General features: G+C 59.9%; 18 protein-coding genes and 1 CRISPR repeat array (1 of these 19 running past the window's edge). Of the genes, 4 read left to right on the forward strand and 14 right to left on the reverse strand.

Annotation, left to right across the window (positions count from 1 at the left end; all coding sequences use genetic code 11):
• Window positions 1-115 precede the first annotated feature (115 nt).
• Together DDD63_RS00950 and DDD63_RS00955 are read right to left on the reverse strand one after the other, a co-directional pair.
• Window positions 116-307: a hypothetical protein gene (locus DDD63_RS00950; RefSeq protein WP_108714800.1), complete on the reverse strand. Its 192-nt coding sequence runs from the start codon at window positions 305-307 to the stop codon at window positions 116-118.
• A gap of 252 nt (window positions 308-559) precedes the next feature.
• The gene (locus DDD63_RS00955) at window positions 560-1,690 is read right to left on the reverse strand and encodes a hypothetical protein (protein ID WP_108714801.1); all 1,131 of its coding nucleotides are present in this window, start codon (window positions 1,688-1,690) and stop codon (window positions 560-562) included.
• Between the two features lie 528 nt (window positions 1,691-2,218).
• On the opposite strand from DDD63_RS00955, the gene DDD63_RS00960 reads away from it, so the two are divergent.
• Window positions 2,219-2,902 carry an L-threonylcarbamoyladenylate synthase gene (locus DDD63_RS00960; protein ID WP_108714802.1) on the forward strand — a complete coding sequence of 228 codons (684 nt, stop codon included), beginning with the start codon at window positions 2,219-2,221 and terminating at the stop codon, window positions 2,900-2,902.
• Window positions 2,903-3,037: 135 nt separating this feature from the next.
• Here the strand turns inward: DDD63_RS00960 and DDD63_RS00965 are convergent, their stop codons facing one another.
• Both DDD63_RS00965 and DDD63_RS00970 read right to left on the reverse strand, forming a co-directional pair.
• Complete coding sequence (locus DDD63_RS00965; RefSeq protein WP_108714803.1) at window positions 3,038-4,213, reverse strand: PQQ-binding-like beta-propeller repeat protein; 1,176 nt, start codon at window positions 4,211-4,213, stop codon at window positions 3,038-3,040.
• Complete coding sequence (locus DDD63_RS00970; protein ID WP_125482386.1) at window positions 4,210-5,187, reverse strand: hypothetical protein; 978 nt, start codon at window positions 5,185-5,187, stop codon at window positions 4,210-4,212. Before DDD63_RS00970 ends, DDD63_RS00965 begins: the two co-directional genes overlap by 4 nt.
• A gap of 25 nt (window positions 5,188-5,212) precedes the next feature.
• On the opposite strand from DDD63_RS00970, the gene DDD63_RS11940 reads away from it, so the two are divergent.
• Entirely contained in the window at window positions 5,213-5,425 is a 213-nt protein-coding gene (locus DDD63_RS11940; protein WP_125482387.1) for a hypothetical protein, read from the forward strand.
• Window positions 5,426-5,580: 155 nt separating this feature from the next.
• Here the strand turns inward: DDD63_RS11940 and DDD63_RS00975 are convergent, their stop codons facing one another.
• The 7 genes from DDD63_RS00975 to DDD63_RS01005 all read right to left on the reverse strand — a co-directional run bounded on the left by DDD63_RS00975 (window position 5,581) and on the right by DDD63_RS01005 (window position 12,780).
• A complete protein-coding gene (locus tag DDD63_RS00975) occupies window positions 5,581-6,747 on the reverse strand; it encodes a hypothetical protein (RefSeq protein ID WP_108714805.1) in 1,167 nt (388 codons plus the stop codon).
• Window positions 6,744-7,685 (reverse strand): hypothetical protein, encoded by a 942-nt coding sequence (locus DDD63_RS00980; RefSeq protein ID WP_125482388.1) that lies wholly within the window; start codon window positions 7,683-7,685, stop codon window positions 6,744-6,746. Before DDD63_RS00980 ends, DDD63_RS00975 begins: the two co-directional genes overlap by 4 nt.
• Before the next feature lie 314 nt (window positions 7,686-7,999).
• Entirely contained in the window at window positions 8,000-9,136 is a 1,137-nt protein-coding gene (locus tag DDD63_RS00985) for a hypothetical protein (RefSeq protein ID WP_108714807.1), read from the reverse strand.
• Between the two features lie 89 nt (window positions 9,137-9,225).
• Entirely contained in the window at window positions 9,226-10,389 is a 1,164-nt protein-coding gene (locus tag DDD63_RS00990) for a hypothetical protein (RefSeq protein ID WP_108714808.1), read from the reverse strand.
• The gene (locus DDD63_RS00995) at window positions 10,386-11,597 is read right to left on the reverse strand and encodes a hypothetical protein (RefSeq protein ID WP_108714809.1); all 1,212 of its coding nucleotides are present in this window, start codon (window positions 11,595-11,597) and stop codon (window positions 10,386-10,388) included. Before DDD63_RS00995 ends, DDD63_RS00990 begins: the two co-directional genes overlap by 4 nt.
• Before the next feature lie 38 nt (window positions 11,598-11,635).
• Window positions 11,636-12,253 (reverse strand): hypothetical protein, encoded by a 618-nt coding sequence (locus DDD63_RS01000; RefSeq protein ID WP_125482389.1) that lies wholly within the window; start codon window positions 12,251-12,253, stop codon window positions 11,636-11,638.
• 89 nt (window positions 12,254-12,342) lie between these two features.
• On the reverse strand, window positions 12,343-12,780 hold the full coding sequence (locus tag DDD63_RS01005) for a hypothetical protein (protein WP_125482390.1): 438 nt from the start codon (window positions 12,778-12,780) through the stop codon (window positions 12,343-12,345).
• A gap of 238 nt (window positions 12,781-13,018) precedes the next feature.
• Here DDD63_RS01005 and DDD63_RS01010 point away from each other — a divergent pair, with 238 nt between their 5' ends.
• Together DDD63_RS01010 and DDD63_RS01015 are read left to right on the forward strand one after the other, a co-directional pair.
• A complete protein-coding gene (locus tag DDD63_RS01010; RefSeq protein ID WP_125482391.1) occupies window positions 13,019-13,567 on the forward strand; it encodes a hypothetical protein in 549 nt (182 codons plus the stop codon).
• Between the two features lie 218 nt (window positions 13,568-13,785).
• Window positions 13,786-14,292, forward strand: a complete 507-nt coding sequence (locus DDD63_RS01015) for a hypothetical protein (protein ID WP_108714813.1) — start codon at window positions 13,786-13,788, stop codon at window positions 14,290-14,292.
• A 352-nt stretch (window positions 14,293-14,644) separates the two neighbouring features.
• Here the strand turns inward: DDD63_RS01015 and DDD63_RS01025 are convergent, their stop codons facing one another.
• The 3 genes from DDD63_RS01025 to DDD63_RS01035 all read right to left on the reverse strand — a co-directional run bounded on the left by DDD63_RS01025 (window position 14,645) and on the right by DDD63_RS01035 (window position 16,828).
• A complete protein-coding gene (locus DDD63_RS01025) occupies window positions 14,645-15,067 on the reverse strand; it encodes an NTP pyrophosphohydrolase (protein ID WP_240611311.1) in 423 nt (140 codons plus the stop codon).
• A gap of 353 nt (window positions 15,068-15,420) precedes the next feature.
• On the reverse strand, window positions 15,421-16,131 hold the full coding sequence (locus DDD63_RS01030) for a hypothetical protein (RefSeq protein WP_108714815.1): 711 nt from the start codon (window positions 16,129-16,131) through the stop codon (window positions 15,421-15,423).
• Window positions 16,132-16,255: 124 nt separating this feature from the next.
• The gene (locus tag DDD63_RS01035) at window positions 16,256-16,828 is read right to left on the reverse strand and encodes a class I SAM-dependent methyltransferase (protein ID WP_164505395.1); all 573 of its coding nucleotides are present in this window, start codon (window positions 16,826-16,828) and stop codon (window positions 16,256-16,258) included.
• Window positions 16,829-16,925: 97 nt separating this feature from the next.
• A CRISPR array of direct repeats spans window positions 16,926-18,936; the repeat unit is 28 nt; unit sequence GGATCATCCCCGCTCACGCGGGGTCAAC; it runs 3,204 nt beyond the window's last position.

Consider the following 18,936-nt stretch of genomic DNA (forward strand, 5'->3'; position numbering starts at 1 on the left):
GGGGTCCACAGTGCCTCTCGAAGGTTTCTGTACCTTTTACGGCCGGTCAGCGTTGATCCTGACGCACTACGGCAGTATCAGCAGCAACAAGGGCACGGCGTCGACCCTCGCTACTTCAATCGCGATGCCGGAGCCAGTAGAAGTGCGCATACTCTGTGACCAGTGCGGTAACGAGCGGCCCGAGCCAGTTGTGCGGTGTGAGCCAGGACTTGGCGGAGAAGAGGGCGCCTTCAATGTACGTCAGGCCAGCCAGGATTCGCGCCAGCAAAAGAACGCACACAAAGGTGATGACCTGACCTCTTTCCACGGTGAAATCCGCTGTTCCTTGACGTCACCTCTGTTCATGCCGCCCTCCATTGGTTACCGGATTACCATGATGTCGCCAATTGTATGCCCGAGAGAACGATGGGACAAGACCAACGGGATCTCTGTTGCATCCTCTTCCCACACGTTACGGTCCAGACGGGTGGCATCGCATAGTCCGCCCTGTGCGATGCCACCCCTCTTCCCTCATGTTCGGGCAAGACTCTTCCACACGAGCTCACGCTCGCGTATGGGTCTATTCCGTGTGCGACTTACGGCGTGCAACCGCGACGAGCAGCGTTCCACACAGAACCGCCGCCATCGCAAGCAGAAGTGGAATCGGGTTAAAACCGGTATGTGCCAGCGTGGTCGTGCGAGCAGCCTTCGCGGTAGCGGTCTGTGTGGCCGCGGCGGCAGTCTCCGAAGGGCTGGGCGCCGCCGCAGATGTCACGGGGTCTTCGGATGGTTGCTGCGAGCTTGGCGCGGGCGTTGGTTCAGGGGTTGAAGCAACGACGGTTCGTACGGTGCCGGAACCGGTTGGGTCGAATACAAGCGTTGTCTCGTAGGGCACACCGTTAATGGTGGCGGTGTTGGTCTGGGTTGGGCCACCCGTTGTTTGGACGTAGACACGGCACACATCGTCAGGGCTCTCAGAAGCGAAAGAAACGGTGTTGTCGGACTGGTTAGTTGGGGCGGGGTAATAGTCCGCCACTCCCCAGGCGTCAGCTGATGTGCATCGGATCGCGCCGAGGAATAGCACGCCCGAATCGCCGACGACGTATTCGGTGCTGCCGGTCATGTCAATGTTCCAATTCGCGCGGAAGAGGTTGTAGTCATCGCCGGTGATGCGCTCGAGCCATCCAACTTTTTCTGTACGGCGCGGGGCTGGCTCATACGCTACTGGCGTGCTGAACTCAACGGTGTACGGCACCCCGGTTGCGGCGCCGGTGAACTGTGATTCTCCGACGGCGCTTCGGAGTATCAGTGCTCGCGCTTGAATGGTGCCAGTCATGGACTCGTAGGCTTGGACGCCCTCTAGAAGGTGGCAATACAACATGGCGTCCGCCGTGTAGCAGCTCGCGACAACTTCGCCGTCGTCCGTCGCTAAATCAAAGAAAGGTGCGGCCTGCCAGAGAAAGCCGTTGGGCAGACTCAGTTGGAAGCTATCGCGCGGCTGGGGATTTGCGATCTGCCAATCGACCTCGGTTGTCACGTATGAGCCGACGGAGGGCCCGGCGGGGTCTTCGGGCGTTATCCGCACCTCCGTGATCGTGATAGTAGCCGCCTGTGCGCCGGTGGATATACCGAAGGCGCCGAGACATGTGAGGACAAGCGTGAGCAAGGTTGCGGGCACGATTCGACGACGAGGTTTCGTAGCGCTCTGCATTGAGGGACCCTTCCATTTGTGTGCCGAAGAAGTAATGTGCTTCTACACGCGGGGTATCGTCGGCCGATACTGCACCGGTGCGGTCGCGGATTCCTCGCATATCTGCGGGAACACATGACAGCGTACAGTGCTTTAGGATCGGTGCGAAACAGTTTGTGTGCACCGTCTCAGAGTGTGGGCATGCGTATTGGGGTGAGTCGAGAGAGAAGGCGGTGAAGGTGGGAGTGTGAAGGGGCGGGTAGCGAGGATGGTTGGATGGCCAGGTAAGGGAGGTGAGCGTGCGGATATTCTAGGGGCGACGGAAGTACGGTGCGCAAGCACGTGAGATTGTTGCCGCGACGAGCGCAGGATATGAGATGCATAGGCGTGCGTTTCGATACGCGGGGTATAAGAAACACGCAGCGTGTTACATTGCGCGCAACTGGGTAACACGGCAGAAGTGCGCGAAGGGTCCATGCGTTTTTCTCATGCCGATACAAAGAGTGGATCGGGGCCTAAGCGCGCCTGGCGATCAGAAAGGAGATGCGCATGACTTCTACGAGGCGAGATGACCGCGCCAAGGTGCTTGCTGCCACCGATCGGAATATCCAGCGCGCTGCGGAGATTGTGCTCGCGGGCGGTGTGATTGTGGCGCCGTCGGATACGAATATGGCATTGACTCGGGACGCCTGGAATGAGGCCGCCGTTCGCAGGGCCTTCGCGATCAAACGTCGTCCGGCGACGTCGCCGCTGACGCTATTCATGCGAGCTCCGGGCGACTGGCCGACGTACACGGAAGTTCCCGACGTTGATCGGCCGATTGTGCAGGCGTTGGCAGGCTCCTTGTGGCCCGGTCCTCTGAATATTGTGCTGCCGCGCGATCCACAACGAGTCCCTGACTTCATTGTGTGTGGAGGGAGCACGGTCGCCCTCGGCGTGCTGTCCAATCCAACCGTGCAGCGTCTGCTTGATTTCATCGGTAGACCGGTGGCGATGACATCGGCGAACCTATCTGGTCAGGCCAGCGGCGTTCTGGTAGATGTGGCGATGGCGCACGATCAGATCGGTGATGCAGTTGATCTGATTCTGGAAGGCGGAAAGCAGGGCACGACGGCGTCCTCGACCATCGTGAAAGTGGATAACGGAAGGCTAACGATTCTGCGGCAAGGAGATATACAGCCGCAGACTATTCGTGAGACGTTGGCGGGATTACCGGTAGAACTGGCGTTCTAGGCAAGCTCGATCCGCTATGGCAGCGGAGACTGAAGATACTCTCGCCTTTGGTGCTGGAATGTTCGCTCGGCCGTCGTTTAAGCGAACGAGAAGGCCACTCCCTCCTGTGGTGCTGAATGGTCCGCACAATCCACGTCAGTGCAGGGCGTAGATCAGTGTATATGGCTCTCCCGTAGAGGCCTGGGATGGGCCGTTGAGTTCAATGACTAGAAGGTACATTTCTCCCGTGTCGTAAAGGCGGCCGTAAACGTGGGGATCACTGGAAAGATATGCTGTACTGATCGGCAAAGTGAAGGTGTACTCGGAAGACTCGTACGTCCCGTCCTCCTGCATTTCCCAGCGGTTCCCTCGTATATCGAGCCTTGATGAGGGGCCCCATCGCGCCTTTACATAGAAGTCCGGCTCGCGGGCGACGACATCATCCGTATTGGCCGAGTAAGCGTCTTGCCACCGCAGCGTTTTGCCGGTCGCTGGGTCAAGCACGACGACCTGCGAGTAATAGGCGCGGCCGTCGTCGGTAGCCTGGACGTAATACGTCAGTTCAAGTGTCGGGTTATCGCCGCTGGTGGTCGCCGCGCTTGCAATGGGGACTGGTGATTGCTTTGGGCCGCGAGAGTAGGACCAGATCGTTTCTCCGGTGGCGGGGTCAAGTAACTGCGCCTCGGCTCTTGTGATCAACACAGGCCCGGCATCGGTATTAAAAAAACCATAGTAAGGTTGATCGAGTCCTTCGCGGACCCAGAGGACCTCGGTGTCTTCGCCGAGCTCTCGCTGCTGCGGCGCCTGACCGGGTGTGGCGCCGGTGGTTGTCAAATGCCCCGGTAGATATGTTGGTGGAGAGGTGAGGAAAAGCGGAGCTGCTAGGGCAGCGGGGATCAGAAGGGCGAGCCCGGCGGAAAGCGAGCGAATACCTCTTTTGCCTGCGGTGCGTTTTATGCTCAGTGCCGCACCGGCGGCGACGGCGGCGGCTACCAGCGCTGCGGCCATCCAGAGCATAGAGGTGGGGCCGATGGTGTCAGTGATGAGGGTACGCCTCCACCACCATAGGCATATGGCCGCTGCCATAAGCGGACCCGCGACGGTGATGGCGATGCTGAGGTTGCGTTTCCGCGTGTACTTGCAGAGTCTCCATCCAACAATTAGCCATGCCAATGCGAGAAGCACGATGGTGGCGATTGGGGAATGACGGACGGCGACGGCGGAGGGCCCGACGTATTTCTCGGTGCGTGCGGCAACTGCCAAGACGATAGCGAGCAGCGTGCTCGTGAGTGCAAGCGTGCTGCAGAATGTGCGACGGTCGAAGATTCTCATTGTTCTGCCTCCTGCTGTCCGGTACGAGCATCAATGATCGTGCGCTCGCCAGGCGCATTCCCAATGGTGAGCGTTCCATCGGCGCCGATCCAGGTGACATTATGCCAGGGGCCGCGAGCATCTGATCCATCCCGGTGAACCGTCCGTACCGACGCGCTACCGTGCGCGCGGTGGAGGTCGAGCTTATCGTTAACGAAGTTGTAGTCGTCAGAATAGAAATCGGACAGGATGAGGTCGTCACCGGCTGTACTGGCGAGCCATTCGTCGGTTTCCCAGCTTGTGGCCTCGCTGCCATCGAAGGGGAGGATGGTGATGGTTCCCCCGGGCAGAGGAGTTGTGCCGTCAGTGGTTTGAACGACCACCGCATCGCTGAGTAGGACCATGGAAACCACGGCCCCGCTGACCTTTGTTTCTAGCACCGTTTCACCGGTTGCAGCCTCCAGAACAACAACCGGAGTACTCATCGTGCCGTCCAGCTTGCGTGTGCAAGCGGTGTGCAGGACCAGGTAATCGCCCGTGGCCTGGACCGATCCATTGATCTGCGAATACGAGACAGACTTACGGTAGTCGGGGGTGAATACGGGGACGTTAATCGTGCGGCTCCAGAGGAACTCCCCGTTGGAGTCAAACTGCACAATACGATCAGGCATGTCGTCGGCGGATCCTTCTTCAAGAATGACCAGAAGACCCGCCGCAGTGAGAATAGCCGAATCATAGGTGCCCCAGGCTCCCGCGAAGGCATTGTAGATTCCGCGGGGTGTTGATACCTCCCACCCGCCGTCTTGGTCAATGTATGCGCTGACTTCGGGAAGAGGTTTAGTGGAGACATCGCCGAGTAATTCCGATATACGGTCCTTGCTGACGGCGTCGGCGAGGGCGTGAACGCCAAGCACCAGAATGATGGAAAAGGCGAAGGCAAGTCTCGGAAGAATGTGCTTGGGCGGGATGTGTTTGCCCCGAGGGCGTTCTTTCAAGCTGGGCGGCGGAGAAGAATCCTGATTGGGTGATAAGGACGTGTGCTGGCTGGCCGTCTGGGTGGCCGTGGAAGAGGTGTCGTCGACCGCTTCCGATGAGGGGGAATCCTGCATGGGTTCCGGGGACGTGTCGCGGGCTGCTGCCGAGGGTGAGTTAGGCTCGTCGGTGTGCGGTTCCATGGCGCAGATCATACCAAAAGCTGTTAATGCACGCGAGAGTTCTCGGGATACGACCTGAGTCGTGCCGGGATCGCTAATGGCACGACGGCAAGCGCCGTCCCGCTACCCGACAACACTCGGCAGCAATGCGTGCGAGCCGGTATGCGGAGTACTGTGACCGGTAGGTGGCATGCTGTGACCGGTGTGCGGCATGCTACGAAGCGTCGGATCGCGTCAGTGCAGGGCGTAGATCAACTTATGCCCCCATTTCAGGGGACCTCGAGGTGCTCCGTTGAGTTCAACGACCATAAGGTACATGTCGCCGGTGTCATAAGCATGGCAATGAGGGTGGGGAGTTCCGGAGAGATAGGCTTTGTCGATCGGCACGGTTAAGGTAAAAGAAACATCATGTATCCGCCCCACCTCTGTCTGGAGTTCCGGAGACGGCTCCCACTGTACGTCGATCTGCCAACAGAAAGAACTAGACGGCATCTGAGCTGGGCTACCCAGATTGGCCGAGTACTCGTCCTGCCAGCCCAGTGTCTGACCGCTTGTTGGGTCAAGGCGAACGACCTGCGAGTAATAGGCGCTGCTGTCAGTCGGATGAACGTCGAACTCCAGTTCCAGTGCTGGGTTTTCGCCGGTTGTGATCGCTGCTCCTTGTATAGGAATAGGTGAGTTTTTAGCGCCGCGGCTGTAGGACCAGGCCGTTTCTCCAGTGGCGGGGTCAAGCAATTGCGCTTGAGTCCTGGTCACAATGACCGGACCTAATTCGGTGGGGAAGATCGTCGCAAGTCCATCGTCGAGTATTTCGCGCACCCAGAGGACCTCGGTGTCCTCGCTGAGTTCTCGCTGCTGCGGTGCCTGACCGGGTGTGACACCTGTGGTTGTCAAATGCCCCGGTAGATAGATCTGCGGAGACGTGAGAAAAAGCGTAGCTGCCAGTGCGACGGGGATCGCAAGAGCCATCGCGACGGAAGGCCAGCTGTGCCTCCAGTCGCCTCTGAATTCTTTGGCGCGGGCAGGGGCAGGGGCGGCACCGGCGGCGACGGCGGCGGCCACTAGCGCTGCTGCCATCCACAGTATGGAGGTGGGTCCGATGGTGTCAGTGATTAAGACATGCCGCCACCACAACAGGCATGCCACGGCCGCCAGCAGCGGACCGGCCACGGTTATGGCGATGGCGAACTTGCTCCGGGGCATGTACCGGCGCAGCAACGATCCGACAGTCAACCACGCTAATGCGAGGAGTGCAATTGTGTCGATCGGTGCCTCGTGGACGGCTAGGGCAGAAGGCCCGACGAATCGCTCAATGCCGGCGCCAACTGCCAACGCGAGTGCCGTCACGGCACCCGCGAGCGCGAGAGTGAAACGAAAGGCGCGCGGGTCGATTACTCTCATTGTTCTACCTCCCGCTGCCCGGTGCGGGCGTCAATGATTGCCCTTTCTCCGTCGATACTGAAAGTGGTGAGTTCTCCGTCGGCGTCGATCGAGACGACGTCGCGCCAGGGGCCGCGAGCATCTGATCCGTCCGAGTGTACGGTGCGTACCAAGACGGTCTCACTGTACAGCCAGAAGTCGATAAGGCCGGTACGGGAGTCATACATGTACTCTGTTGGGTAGATGCTGGAGAGGACGAGGTCGTTACCGGCCTTGCTGACAAGCCATTCATCGCTTTCCCAGCTGATGGTTTCTCCGCCGTCAAAAGGTAGAACAGTGACCGTTCCACTGGCCTTCGCCGAGGTACCGTCGGTTGTTTGGACGACCACCGCGTCGTCGAGTAGGACCATCGAGAACACGGCCCCGCTGACCTTTGTTTCTAGCACTGACTTTCCGGTTTTCACATCTAGGACGACAATGGGGGTGCTTTTCGTGCCATCCAGCCAATTGGTGCAATCGGTGTGTATAGCAAGGTAGCGGCCCTCCGCCTGCAACGAGCCATTTATAGTGGAATACGAGACAGCAGACTTATATGCGGGGTCATGGAAACCGTACACGGGGACGTTGATGGTCCGGCTCCACAGAGGTTCCCCGTCGGAGTTGAACTGCACAATACGATCAGGCGTGCTGTAGTCCGTGTCGTAGAGCCTTTGCTCCAGTATGGATGCGGGACCAGCCGTAGTCAGAATGGTGTGGCCGCTTGGGCCTTTGGCCGCGACTCCACGGGGTGTTGAGACTCGCCATTCCTCCCGATCCTCATCAACGTATGCGCTGACTTCGGGAAGGGGCTCAGTCGAGACCTCACCGAGCAATTCCGATACACGGTCATCACTAAGTGCTCCGGCCATGACACTGACACCACGTGCCAGGATGGCGGAGAAGACGAAGGCGATTACCACAAGGACCAGTCTGGAAGGGATGCGTTCGTGTCGGGAGGTATTTTTGGTTTGGGTGGGCTCCGAGGGTGAGTCGGGCTCGTCGGTGTGAGGTTCCATGGCTCACACCATACCAAGAGTTGTTAATGCACGCGAGAATTCTTGGGGTACAACCTGAGTAGTGCCGGTATGGCTAATGAAAATGACGGTGAGAGAGAACTTCCCTCTGCCCCGACAACACTCGGCAGCAATGCGTGCGAGCCGGTATGCGGAGTGCTGTGAGCAGTAGGCGGAGGGCTGTGACTGGTAGGCCGAGTGTTACGAAGCGTCGGATCGCGTCAGTGCAAACCGTAGAGCAGTGTATGCCCGTCACAGTGGTTGGCCGTCTCCGCGGAATCCGTCGTGCTGAGCGTGACATCTAGGACGTACATGCTGCCCGCGTCGTACACACCGCCGTGGATGGCGGGATGCGCAGGCAGGCACGTGTCGTCGATCAGCACGGTAAACCTGTCGCCCGCAGCGTTGAAGGGCACCTCGATGGTGGGGGACTCCTCAGCCTGCCGTACGTATGTGTCGGCGAGGTAGTTGTACACGGGATCGCTGGGCAGTCTCTCATCCTGCCAGCCAAGCGTGTTGCCCGTCGCGGCATCTAGGAGAACGGTCTGCGTGTACACGTCGAAGCGCTCGTGATAACTGGTGCGAACGACGAAATTCAGCGCAACCGTACTGCCTTGATTCGTAACGCTTGCTCCCCACATCTGTATCGGGGAGTCCGCTGAGCCCCGAGAGTAAGACCAGACGGTTTCTCCGCTTGCAGGATCAAGTAGCTGCGCCGTATTTGATGTCACCACAACCGGACCGGAGTCCGTGGCAAGAACCCGAGAGACACGCTCGGGCATGGTACGAACCCAGACAACTTCGGTCTGTTCGCTCAGATCCCTTTTGTCAGGCCCAGCACCGACGCCCCCGGATGTTGTGAGGTGTCCGGGCAGGTGCGTCGGCGGCAGGGCCAGGAAGGCGGCAGCGAGGGCGATCGGTACCACGATGCCGAGTCCAACAGCGAACCAGCGGCTACTTTCGGTTTCCGTAGTGGTCAATGCACTCAATGCGGTGCCCGCCGCCACCGCGGCTGCCAGCAGTGCCATGGAGGTCCAAAGTATGGCGGTAGGCCCGACTGTTGTGCGGATAAGAATGCTGGCCCACCACCACAGGCAGGCCAGCGAGGCAACCGCCGGGCCTGCAACAGTCACGGCAAGGGCCAGCCGGGGCCATGGCAGGCGGCGGTACAGCCGATATCCGATTGCCAGCCAGGCGATGGTGAACAGAAGGATCTTGGTGATCGTGGCGTGTGTTGCGGTGCTGGCGGATGGCCCGGCGAACCGTTCCATACGTGCGGCGATTGCAAACACGACGGCAAGCAACGCGCACACCGAGGCAAGAGTAGTCCGTACCGTGCGGCGTTCAGGGCATTTCACGCTTGTGCCTTCTGCCGTGTGGTGGGCTGATTGATGTGTTTGAATCCTACCCGCTCCCACTTCTCCACACATGGCGGCATGACTCAGTATCAGTGCAAGCCGAAGATAAGGGTGTGCTCGTTGGACGGGGCGGCGAACTGTGATGCGCCGCCCTCTAGTTTGACGAGAAGGAGGTGCATGCCCTCGACGTCGTACACCGTGCCACTGATCATTGGGTCCCCGGAGAGATACGTTTCCTCCAGCGGTACGATGAAACTATTGTCATCTCCATCGGAGCGGGCGTAGCCATCGCCATCAGAATCGAACCGTACCTCAATGGCTGAGGAATACGGCATCTGTTGGGTAGTTGTCTCAACCACGTAGCGGCCGTAGAGAGGGGACGGGGCTGGAAACTCGTCCTGCCACTCAAGCGTTTCACCCGTCGCCGCGTCTAGCAGCACCGTCTGATAGTAAGAGGGATACCGATCGGAGGAAGGGCTGACCTCGAATCGCAGGGCGACGGCGGAGTTCTGTTCCGCAGCTTTTGAAGTAGTGACGGTCGCCGCTACTTGAATGCTCAATCCGCGCGTGTACGTCCACACCGCTTCACCACTGGTGGGATCGAGAAGCTGGGCAGTCTGTGCAGTTACCACCACGGGGCCGGCATGTGTAGCAAGCACGGTTACGTAAGGCTCCGGTATCTCGTGTACCCAGATTGCCTCCGTGTTTTCGCTGAGTTCTTTTGGTGCCGGGGGATTGCCTGCCGTTACGCCGCTTGTCGTCAGCTTTCCGGGAAGGTAGGTAGGCGGCAGAGTGAGCAGTGCGGCAGTTACCACTACCGAGACGGCGACGCCGACCACGGCGGAGAGTCGACGTTTGCCGTTGTCCTTCGTCGGTGCCGGTGCAGTCAGAGCAGCAGCCGTTGCCACTGTGAGTGCCAACAGTGCCACGGTGGTCCACAGAATAGCTTTGGGGCCAATGGTCTCGCGGATGAGAGTTGCGGTCCACAACCACCCGCACGCGAAAGTAGCCACACCTAAGCCGGGAACTGCAACGATACCTACACGTGGAAAATCACTGATAATGCAGAACCAAGCTATCGGGAACCACAGGATGACAAGAAGGACGATCCAAGACATCGGCCCGTGCCGCATGGCCACAACAGACGGGCCGACCAAGTTTTCCTGTCGGGCGGCGAATGCGAGCGCGATAGCGATCAGTGCGCACGTCACTGTCACTGCCCGGTGTAGCGTAGGGCGGTCGAGGTCCTTCACTGTGCTTCCTCCTGCTGCGCTGCTACCTGCCCGGTGCGGGCGTCAACAATGGTTTGCTGGTCTTTGACGTATCCAATTGTCAGCAGGCCATCCGAGCCGACCTTGGCCACATCTTGCCAAGGTCCGAGGGCGTCTGAACCATCGGGGTAGACGGTGTGGGCGGAGGCCGTTCCGTTGGGCCATAACGATGTCTCGGTGGTAATAGAGTCACTCTCCACGAGGCCGAAGACGTCCGTGAGAATCAGGGTTTCGCCGGTGCTGCCGGCCAGCCATTCGTCGCTGTGCCAACTGGAGATATTGCCGCCTCTGAAAGGAAGGACGGTGATCGTTCCGCCTGCGCGTGCCGTGGTTCCGTCGATAGTCTGAACGGCGACGGCGTCGTCGAGCAGGACCATTGCTACTGCGGCGCCGTCAACCTCGGTTTCTAACACGGTTCGTCCGCTCCTCGCCTCCAGAACGACGACGGGTGTGCTTGCCGTGCCGTCGTCATGGCGGATATAGCGGGATCGCAACACGAGATGTTCGCCGTCGGACTGAAGAGGACCGGTGACTCGGGTGCGATTGGCGCGGTATACGGCGTTGTGACTCGTCGAGTAATAGTCCGCAACAGTATTGCCCAGCGTCCGGTTCCACACGACATCGCCGTCGGTATCAAACTGCACGATGCGCTCGGTCGAATCCCATTGCTTTTCCTCAGAGTCCCAAAAGTACTCCGCTAAGACGAATGCGGGACCCACGGATGTAACGACGTTATACGTATACGAGTCGGAGAGCTCGTCAGGTGCTAGTACTTCCCAATCATCCGGGGCAACTACATCCCACTGGTCATCAACAAGCCGTGCGCTCACGCCGGGGAGTCGATCGGTGGATACCTCTCCAAGAAGCTCCGGTTCGCTGGTGCGTAGGTGGATGAGGGCCACGGCACCGACGGCGATGATCAGGGCGCAGGCAATAGCTGCCGCAAGGAGACGGCGCCCATGGAGAAGAGTGCTGCGTTTGGAAGGCGCCTTGCTCTCTGTGTGCGGGCCATGTTTCGAAGCGTGACCGTGCTCGGGTTGATCGCCTGTCTCGTGCTGCGAGTCAGGCTCGTGGGGTGAGTCGGGTTCGTGCTGTGAGTCGGGTTCGTGACCTGAGCCGGCCACCTGCGCGGCAGCCGCGTCGTCGTCGGGTTGGGCAGGTGCGCCATCCTCGAGAGGGTGAGATTCCATGCGTGAACTCTAGCACAGTGCGTCGTCGTATGGTGGGGTTAATAGAGCCCGCATACGAGTTTGGTGTCCGCAGACGAAGCAGGCAGGACCTCCAGAAGGTACATGCTACCGGCGTCGTACAGTCTCTTCTCGATCAAATAGGTGTCTTGGGGCAGAATCCTCGCGTCTAACACAATGGTGAAGCTATTGCCATCGGCATCAAAGATCACATCAAAGGCTGATGCATCATCCATTTTGTTTCCGTGCGGATACATGGGATTCACCCAAGTGAGCCCAGCATCTGGCTCACGTCCACCGGAACCATTGCTAAGCAGTTCCGCGTGTTCCCAGCCAAGCGTTTCACCTGTCTCTGCGTCCAGGAGAACGGTCTCTGGATAACGGTAGGCGCTGCTGGAAACCTCGTACTCTAAAGCGACTGTCGAACCTGAGTCTCGAACTTCGGCACTGGTAATGAGCTGTTGGGATGAGTCAGAGCGACGTGTGTATGTCCAGACCGTTTGACCTGTGGCGGGATCGAGCAGTTGGGCTGTCGTCCGTGTGACGATAGTCGGACCGGAGTCTGAATTGAGCATCCAGGAGCGGCGCTCAAATGCGCGACACCAAAGAAGTTCCGTATCCTCACTGAGCTCTCTTTGCGGCAGTGGCTGCTCTGCCACCACACCCGTTGTGCTTAGATCTCCAGGGAGGTGAGTGGGTGGGAGAGAGATGAGCAATGCGGTTACTCCGATACAACTGACGGTTCCGATTAGCGACGCCCTGCCTTTACTGCTGGTGTAGTCAGTATCGGGGGAGTTGTCAATGCCGCTCCGACGCCGATTGCAGCGGCGAGCAGCGCAACGGCACTCCACAGCAGGGAAGTTGGAGCAATGGTCATGTGATTGAGCGTGGTGCCCCACCACCATAGACAGGCCAGCGCTGCCAACACGGGGCCGACAATGGTGATGGCGACGCCGATTCTATGCCAGGAGAACTTGCGGCAAAGAGCTGATCCTGCAATGAGCCATGCAATGGATAGTAAAAGGAACCGCGTTATAAGGTCAGACGCCGCAGCCGCGCTGGAAGGGCCAACGATTGGTTCTGTGCGCGCCGCGATCGCCAACGTAATGGCGATGATTATGCATACACTCCCGACAGTCAGATGCAATGCATGACGGTCGAGGTTGCGCAACACCTTGGGTCTCATCGTTCTGGTTTTCATCGTTATGGCTCCGGGTTGTAGATGTGGACTTGGGTGTCTGCGCATCCTGAACATGACGACTGCGATGCAGGTGGTAAAGACGACGGGGGAGGTGATGTGCTCTCCTCGAGAGGGTGAGATCGCATGTGCACACCCTAGCAGGCGATTGGCAGGCCCGCCACGGGAACGGCATGCTGAGTGCATTGATACGGTGAGCGGTGTTCATATTGATACGGTTAACTGTGTGAATAGGAGACATGGTGCGTTCGCAAGGTTATTTGGGCGGGGGAAGTCGGCCGAGCGGACGCGGCCAGGCAGCGCGTGGAGCGACGACGGCAGGCGGGCTTGGGGCGAGGACTCGCGCGCACGGTCTGTTCGGAACAGTACTACTGCGGCGGATGCCATGGTGCAGGCCGGTGGCTCGCACGTCACCGACCCACGTGATCAGGCGACGCACCCCGCCCCGGTTCTGCCCTTTGAAGCCGCACTCGTTGCGCGTGGAAATAAGGTCGATGCGATCAGGAGCTATCGTGGGCGTACGGGCGTCGGCCTACGTGCCGCGAAGGATGCAATTGACGGAGTGGAAACGGGAGAGACGCCGATTGCGCCAGACGACGGCGTCGCCCAAAACCCAGTGCTTTCAGTGCGGGAGACCATGCCTCCACCGAGTACGGATGAGGTGGCGCTGATCAGGGCGGGAATGAAGGTGTGGGCGATCAAGGCTTACCGGGAGCGTACCGGCGCGGACTTGAAGACCGCAGCCGACGTGATGAACGAGTATGAGCAGCAATAGTGGGCAGTGTAGGACACCCGGTGGGTCGGGACGGTGCAGAGGCTGTCAGGCAGAAGGAGTGCAGCAGCTATCCGTTTACTCTATGTTCGGCTGCACACGGGTGAGTCCGGGCCTTATTCTCGGTCGCGCAGTGATGTCCGCGGCTGGAGTTGTTATGACTACTTGACGCATGGGAGGCATCGCTTGTGCAAGAACTCAGTCGGATGAGGAGAAGCTGAATGGCTCTAGAGTTTTTGTTCGCAGAGTCTGCGCTCTGGTCGGCGTTGTGGATGGTACTAGTATCGATATCCGTCCGACGTTTTCCCTTCACCATGGAACATGACTATCCCGAAGATGTGCGAAAAGTAGCGAATATCAAGCCGCCGTCGAGCCGACAGAAGCGAACCGGTATGTTGTTTGCGACTTTGAGTCTTTCGCTGACATTCGCCCTGTTGGTTTTCTTCGGTGTCTCCGGAATTAGGGACGTGGGGCAGGGATTTCTTCCCATGTTTATCCGCGTGTGGGTTATCTGCATGGTGTGGAACGTTGTTGATCTAGTCGTCGTTGACTGGTTCTTGATCTGCGCTCTCGCATGCAAGTACTTCCTGCTTCCCGGAACGGAAGGCTATACGGGTAACAAGAACTACCGGTTCCACTTTAAGGGATTTTTGAAAGGCAGCGTAGCCATGACCTGCATGGCGTCCATTGCAGCCGGAGTGGCGTACGGAATCATGTTGTGGACGTAGCAGGGAGATTCTTTTCAATGGTGGCATGTATGCGCCATAAGCGACCGAAAGGAGGAACAGCCATGGGTGTGGACAAGAATATACAGCCTGCACTCCGGGATCCCCGTCCGAAAGCTGGACAGATTGAGGGGGAAAGAACACTGGAGCGAGCAGGTGTGCACTGCGCTTGAGGCGTGGCGGCTGGGCATTGAACTGCGTCGTGGTAAGCCTAAGAGCTTCCGGCCAACGATTGGCACGGCGTTCTAGCGCTCGGGACCGGCCGACGGCGTCGTCGCTCAGACGTCGATGCGGCGCAGGAGGTTCGGGGAGGAATCTCGCCGGTGAGGATGTAGTTGCGGAAGACGGGTACGGCCTACTGCCCAGTGAAGATTTCTTCCGGGTGGAGCTGCACGGTGATGAGGTCCTCGGAACCGTTGTCCCAGGAGAAGAGGACCCAGCGGTCCGGATCGACGACTGGTTCGCGTGCCAACACGTAGTGGATGTAGCCGCAAGCGGGGTCGGGAACGCGAGTCTCAATGGTCATGGCCAGCTCGGAGCCGACAGCCTGCATGTACCGGTGTTGCTCGGGGTCGTCGTCGGGCAGATCTGCAAGACGTTCGATTCCCTCCGGCAGGGGTTGAACTCCCATGGCGAAACGTGGTCCCTCGGTGAAAAGAGGGGGAAAGAGCAGGTCATTCTCAACTTCGTCCGCGACGAGTTCGGGAGTCTGGGGAATGACGTCTCGTTCCACCTTTCCGGCTCGGGCGCCTACATCCCAAACGAAGAAACGTCGCATAATCATATCCTTGCTGTGATAGGCGGAGGCGCCACCGTGTTACGGAGGCGCTGTCTGAACGGGGAAGCGCTCAGAACTTCGGAGCGTTCCGCAGCGAAGATGCCTTCAGGCGACCACGAAACCGCGATTTCTGCGGTGTGCGACTACCGTATCCATCAGGACGAAGATTGCTGCACTGTCAGCGACTAAGTTCGCAAGTTTCGCTCCTCCCAAGCACAGTGTTTTCCGGGTTGGTCGGTGAAGGGGTGGCCCGTCGCACGGCCTTCGGGTGTGCGCGCAAACATCGGCGCGGTTATGGAGCCGAGGGTTAGACGGCTGCATACAGGAAGGAGTCGTATCGTGCGTGGGCGTGGTTATGGAATCGAAGGCTGGACGGCCCAGTAATTGCCCATTGAGTCGAAGTGCAAGAGGTGCAGGCGCTCGGGGGTCAGCACAATAGGTTTGCCCGAGACGAGCTCGGTCATCCTGCCGAGCGCTTTGCGGAACTCGCGCGGCTGCAATGGAGTGAGCGTGTGAGGCCGGTAGTAAGCGAGGGTGATATGGGGCGTGAACCGCTCGGAAGGAACGATCTCCTCGAATAGCGCTCGGGCCTGCAGCAGTTTGCGATGCTCGGCCTCGTCGTCGGCCGTGATTCCGACGACGACGCTCGTGTTCACCAAATTGAATACGGCGGTACACCTTGTGCGGATGGGGCCGATTGCGCGTGCTCGGGCGACGAGTTCTGTTGCGATTGCAAGGCCGCTCTGCATCGACGGCCATACCAGTTCCCGGTTCGGGGAAGCGTGAAGATCGTGGAGAGTCACATGCGCCATCTCCACCGGTAGCGGAACCGAGAGAGACTCTCCGAAGTGGGTATGAAGGTCTTTCGCGAGCGAGCCAATGAGTTTTTGTGCGTCGTCGTCGAGGAAGTAGGCAACCGTATCGCCGTGGAACGGCTGTAGCATGCCGGTTTGTGGAGCAATCTTCTCCGCCAGGGATGGAGGGAGGCCGAATGTTGGCTCGTCGGGGACCGAATCAGTTTGGAATGAGTTGATGCGTTCGGTGAACTCGTGCAGGTTTTCCATGCTGGGTTCCTTCGGGTTTTGCGAGTAGCGGGTGGTGTGATCCGTGTTTTGGGAGTAGCGGCTCGTGTGGTGCCTCGAACGCATGAATATTACTGGGCGGATGCCAAGTGGGCAAAGTACCTGCTCAGCGTTCTGCGTGCCCGTGGATGACCGGTGCGAGCGGACCGAACAGGCCGCTGATTTGTGTTGTCTGCAGCTGTACACTGGAGAAGCCGGCGCGGTTAATCGTGTCCGCAGTGTCGCGGCACGGGTCGCACCCATGACCGAAGCGTCGGGTGAATGGGCGTGCCATTGTCTGAACGCGACGAGCTTTCGAGCCGGGAGCGGCAACCACGTGTTCGTAGAACACCAGCACGCCCCCGGGTCGTAGCACTCTGATGGTTTCGCCCAGAGTGGCCGCCGGGTCCGCAACCGAACACAGAACGGTGGAACAGATAGCTGCATCAACGCTGGCGTCTTCCAGTGGTATCTGCTCTGCGCGTGCTGACAGCAGCTGAGAATCAGGTCTGGAATTAACTGCGGCCGCCAATCGGCGTCCGGGAGAGGGCTCAAGTGCCAGCCAGTGGACGCTTGGATGCAGCATTGATGCGGAAACTCCGGTGCCCGCACCGAGATCAAGGATCGTGCCCCTGAGGGTGGGAAGGACTCGCATCTGCCACCGTTGCTGCGTGGTTACGGCGGACGAAGAAGGCTCCATGTGGTCCATGGTACTACCGGCGTGGAATCCGGCGGTGGCGCGTGCGTGCCGTCGGCGAGGTCGTAGCCGGCGAGATCGTAGCCGCTTGCGCGGCCCCAGTTCGTGCTCGGTCATGTGGGGTCAACACGATCCTGCGCGCACTCACCGAGGCCCCGGGATCATCCTCGCTCACGCGGGGTCAACTGACATTATCGCCGTGCAACTCCTTCTGGGGCGGGATCATCCCCGCTCATGCGGGGTCAACTCTGATCATCCGTTGTCGCCGTCACCTGTACAAGGATCATCCCCGCTCACGCGGGGTCAACTTGACCGACCGGGGTCGTATGAACGATCTGGACGGATCATCCCCGCTCACGCGGGGTCAACGATGGGTTTGAGTCGGCCTCGCCGTATCCAGGAGGATCATCCCCGCTCACGCGGGGTCAACTCGCGGATGCTGTAGCTCAAGCGCGGGCCGATCGGATCATCCCCGCTCACGCGGGGTCAACGCGACGGGTGAGCAGACAGATGGCGTGCTCCGCGGATCATCCCCGCTCACGCGGGGTCAACCTTCCGCCAGGCGCGCCGCGTGGGTATCGCGCGGGATCATCCCCGCTCACGCGGGGTCAACGGATTGGCGGTTGCGTGTGCGTGTCATTGTTTTGGATCATCCCCGCTCACGCGGGGTCAACCAGACGACCCCGGGCTCGGAAAAACCAGGCAACTGGATCATCCCCGCTCACGCGGGGTCAACGTCGCGCTAAACAGTGGAATATTGGACACGTACGGATCATCCCCGCTCACGCGGGGTCAACGGCAATACCGGCGCCCTTCGCCATGTCACCGTCGGATCATCCCCGCTCACGCGGGGTCAACCAAGTCGCCGGTGGCGGCGATGTCGGCGACGTCGGATCATCCCCGCTCACGCGGGGTCAACGCCGGAGAGATCGCCGCGCTACGCCGCGACGATAGGATCATCCCCGCTCACGCGGGGTCAACTGCACGAGGAAGGCGCCCTGTTCGCCGTTGATCGGATCATCCCCGCTCACGCGGGGTCAACACGAAGGGAGGATCGCGTGATCACGCCCGAGGAGGATCATCCCCGCTCACGCGGGGTCAACCCGCCAGCTCCCCTCAATCGTGGCCATGTCGGCGGATCATCCCCGCTCACGCGGGGTCAACGATGCCCGCCACTTCTCCCGCGCCTTCGGGTCCGGATCATCCCCGCTCACGCGGGGTCAACGTCTCCGCGACTTGCGACGCATACCCGGACTCGGGATCATCCCCGCTCACGCGGGGTCAACCGGATGGACAACCTAGCCGGATCCTGGGAGGAAGGATCATCCCCGCTCACGCGGGGTCAACTGTTAGCGGAGCGGATAGCGTCAGAGCCGAAAAGGATCATCCCCGCTCACGCGGGGTCAACGGCGTACAGGTCCGCCAGGGCCGCGATCTGTGCGGATCATCCCCGCTCACGCGGGGTCAACATATTCCCCGGATCGTACCCGCCGAAATTCCCCGGATCATCCCCGCTCACGCGGGGTCAACAGCAGGCGTATGTGGCAGCGTTGGAGCGGCATAGGATCATCCCCGCTCACGCGGGGTCAACAGAACGAGGTCACGGTCGAACCCGGCCAGAACCGGATCATCCCCGCTCACGCGGGGTCAACAACCCGGCTGCCGAACGGAAAGTGGCGGGGTAGGGATCATCCCCGCTCACGCGGGGTCAACGTTGACCGATGCGGCCTTGCGCACGATGACTAAGGATCATCCCCGCTCACGCGGGGTCAACTCGGACTGCTCCGGCAAGAACAGCCGGAAGGTCGGATCATCCCCGCTCACGCGGGGTCAACGTCGATGCCAGCGAATACATCGCATACTCGCACGGATCATCCGCGCTCACGCGGGGTCAACGACGAACCAGTTTCACAGCGTTCGCCCGTGAACGGATCATCCCCGCTCACGCGGGGTCAACCACACCGGCTCCCAATACTACCGAACCGACTACGGATCATCCCCGCTCACGCGGGGTCAACACACGGAATCGGACCGCTTGGCGGCGACGGCGGGGATCATCCCCGCTCACGCGGGGTCAACTCGACGAAAGAAGGTGACATGTGGACCCGGAC

Source organism: Actinobaculum sp. 313 (assembly GCF_003073475.1).
GTDB lineage: Bacteria > Actinomycetota > Actinomycetes > Actinomycetales > Actinomycetaceae > Asp313.

Bases quoted from the DNA above. Each gene is read 5' to 3' on its own strand.
- DDD63_RS00955 (WP_108714801.1), bottom strand. From the start codon at position 1,690: ATGCAGAGCGCTACGAAACCTCGTCGTCGAATCGTGCCCGCAACCTTG.
- DDD63_RS00960 (WP_108714802.1), top strand. From the start codon at position 2,219: ATGACTTCTACGAGGCGAGATGACCGCGCCAAGGTGCTTGCTGCCACC.
- DDD63_RS00965 (WP_108714803.1), bottom strand. From the start codon at position 4,213: ATGAGAATCTTCGACCGTCGCACATTCTGCAGCACGCTTGCACTCACG.
- DDD63_RS00975 (WP_108714805.1), bottom strand. From the start codon at position 6,747: ATGAGAGTAATCGACCCGCGCGCCTTTCGTTTCACTCTCGCGCTCGCG.
- DDD63_RS00995 (WP_108714809.1), bottom strand. From the start codon at position 11,597: ATGGAATCTCACCCTCTCGAGGATGGCGCACCTGCCCAACCCGACGAC.
- DDD63_RS01005 (WP_125482390.1), bottom strand. From the start codon at position 12,780: ATGAGACCCAAGGTGTTGCGCAACCTCGACCGTCATGCATTGCATCTG.
- DDD63_RS01015 (WP_108714813.1), top strand. From the start codon at position 13,786: ATGGCTCTAGAGTTTTTGTTCGCAGAGTCTGCGCTCTGGTCGGCGTTG.
- DDD63_RS01025 (WP_240611311.1), bottom strand. From the start codon at position 15,067: ATGCGACGTTTCTTCGTTTGGGATGTAGGCGCCCGAGCCGGAAAGGTG.
- DDD63_RS01030 (WP_108714815.1), bottom strand. From the start codon at position 16,131: ATGGAAAACCTGCACGAGTTCACCGAACGCATCAACTCATTCCAAACT.
- DDD63_RS01035 (WP_164505395.1), bottom strand. From the start codon at position 16,828: ATGGAGCCTTCTTCGTCCGCCGTAACCACGCAGCAACGGTGGCAGATG.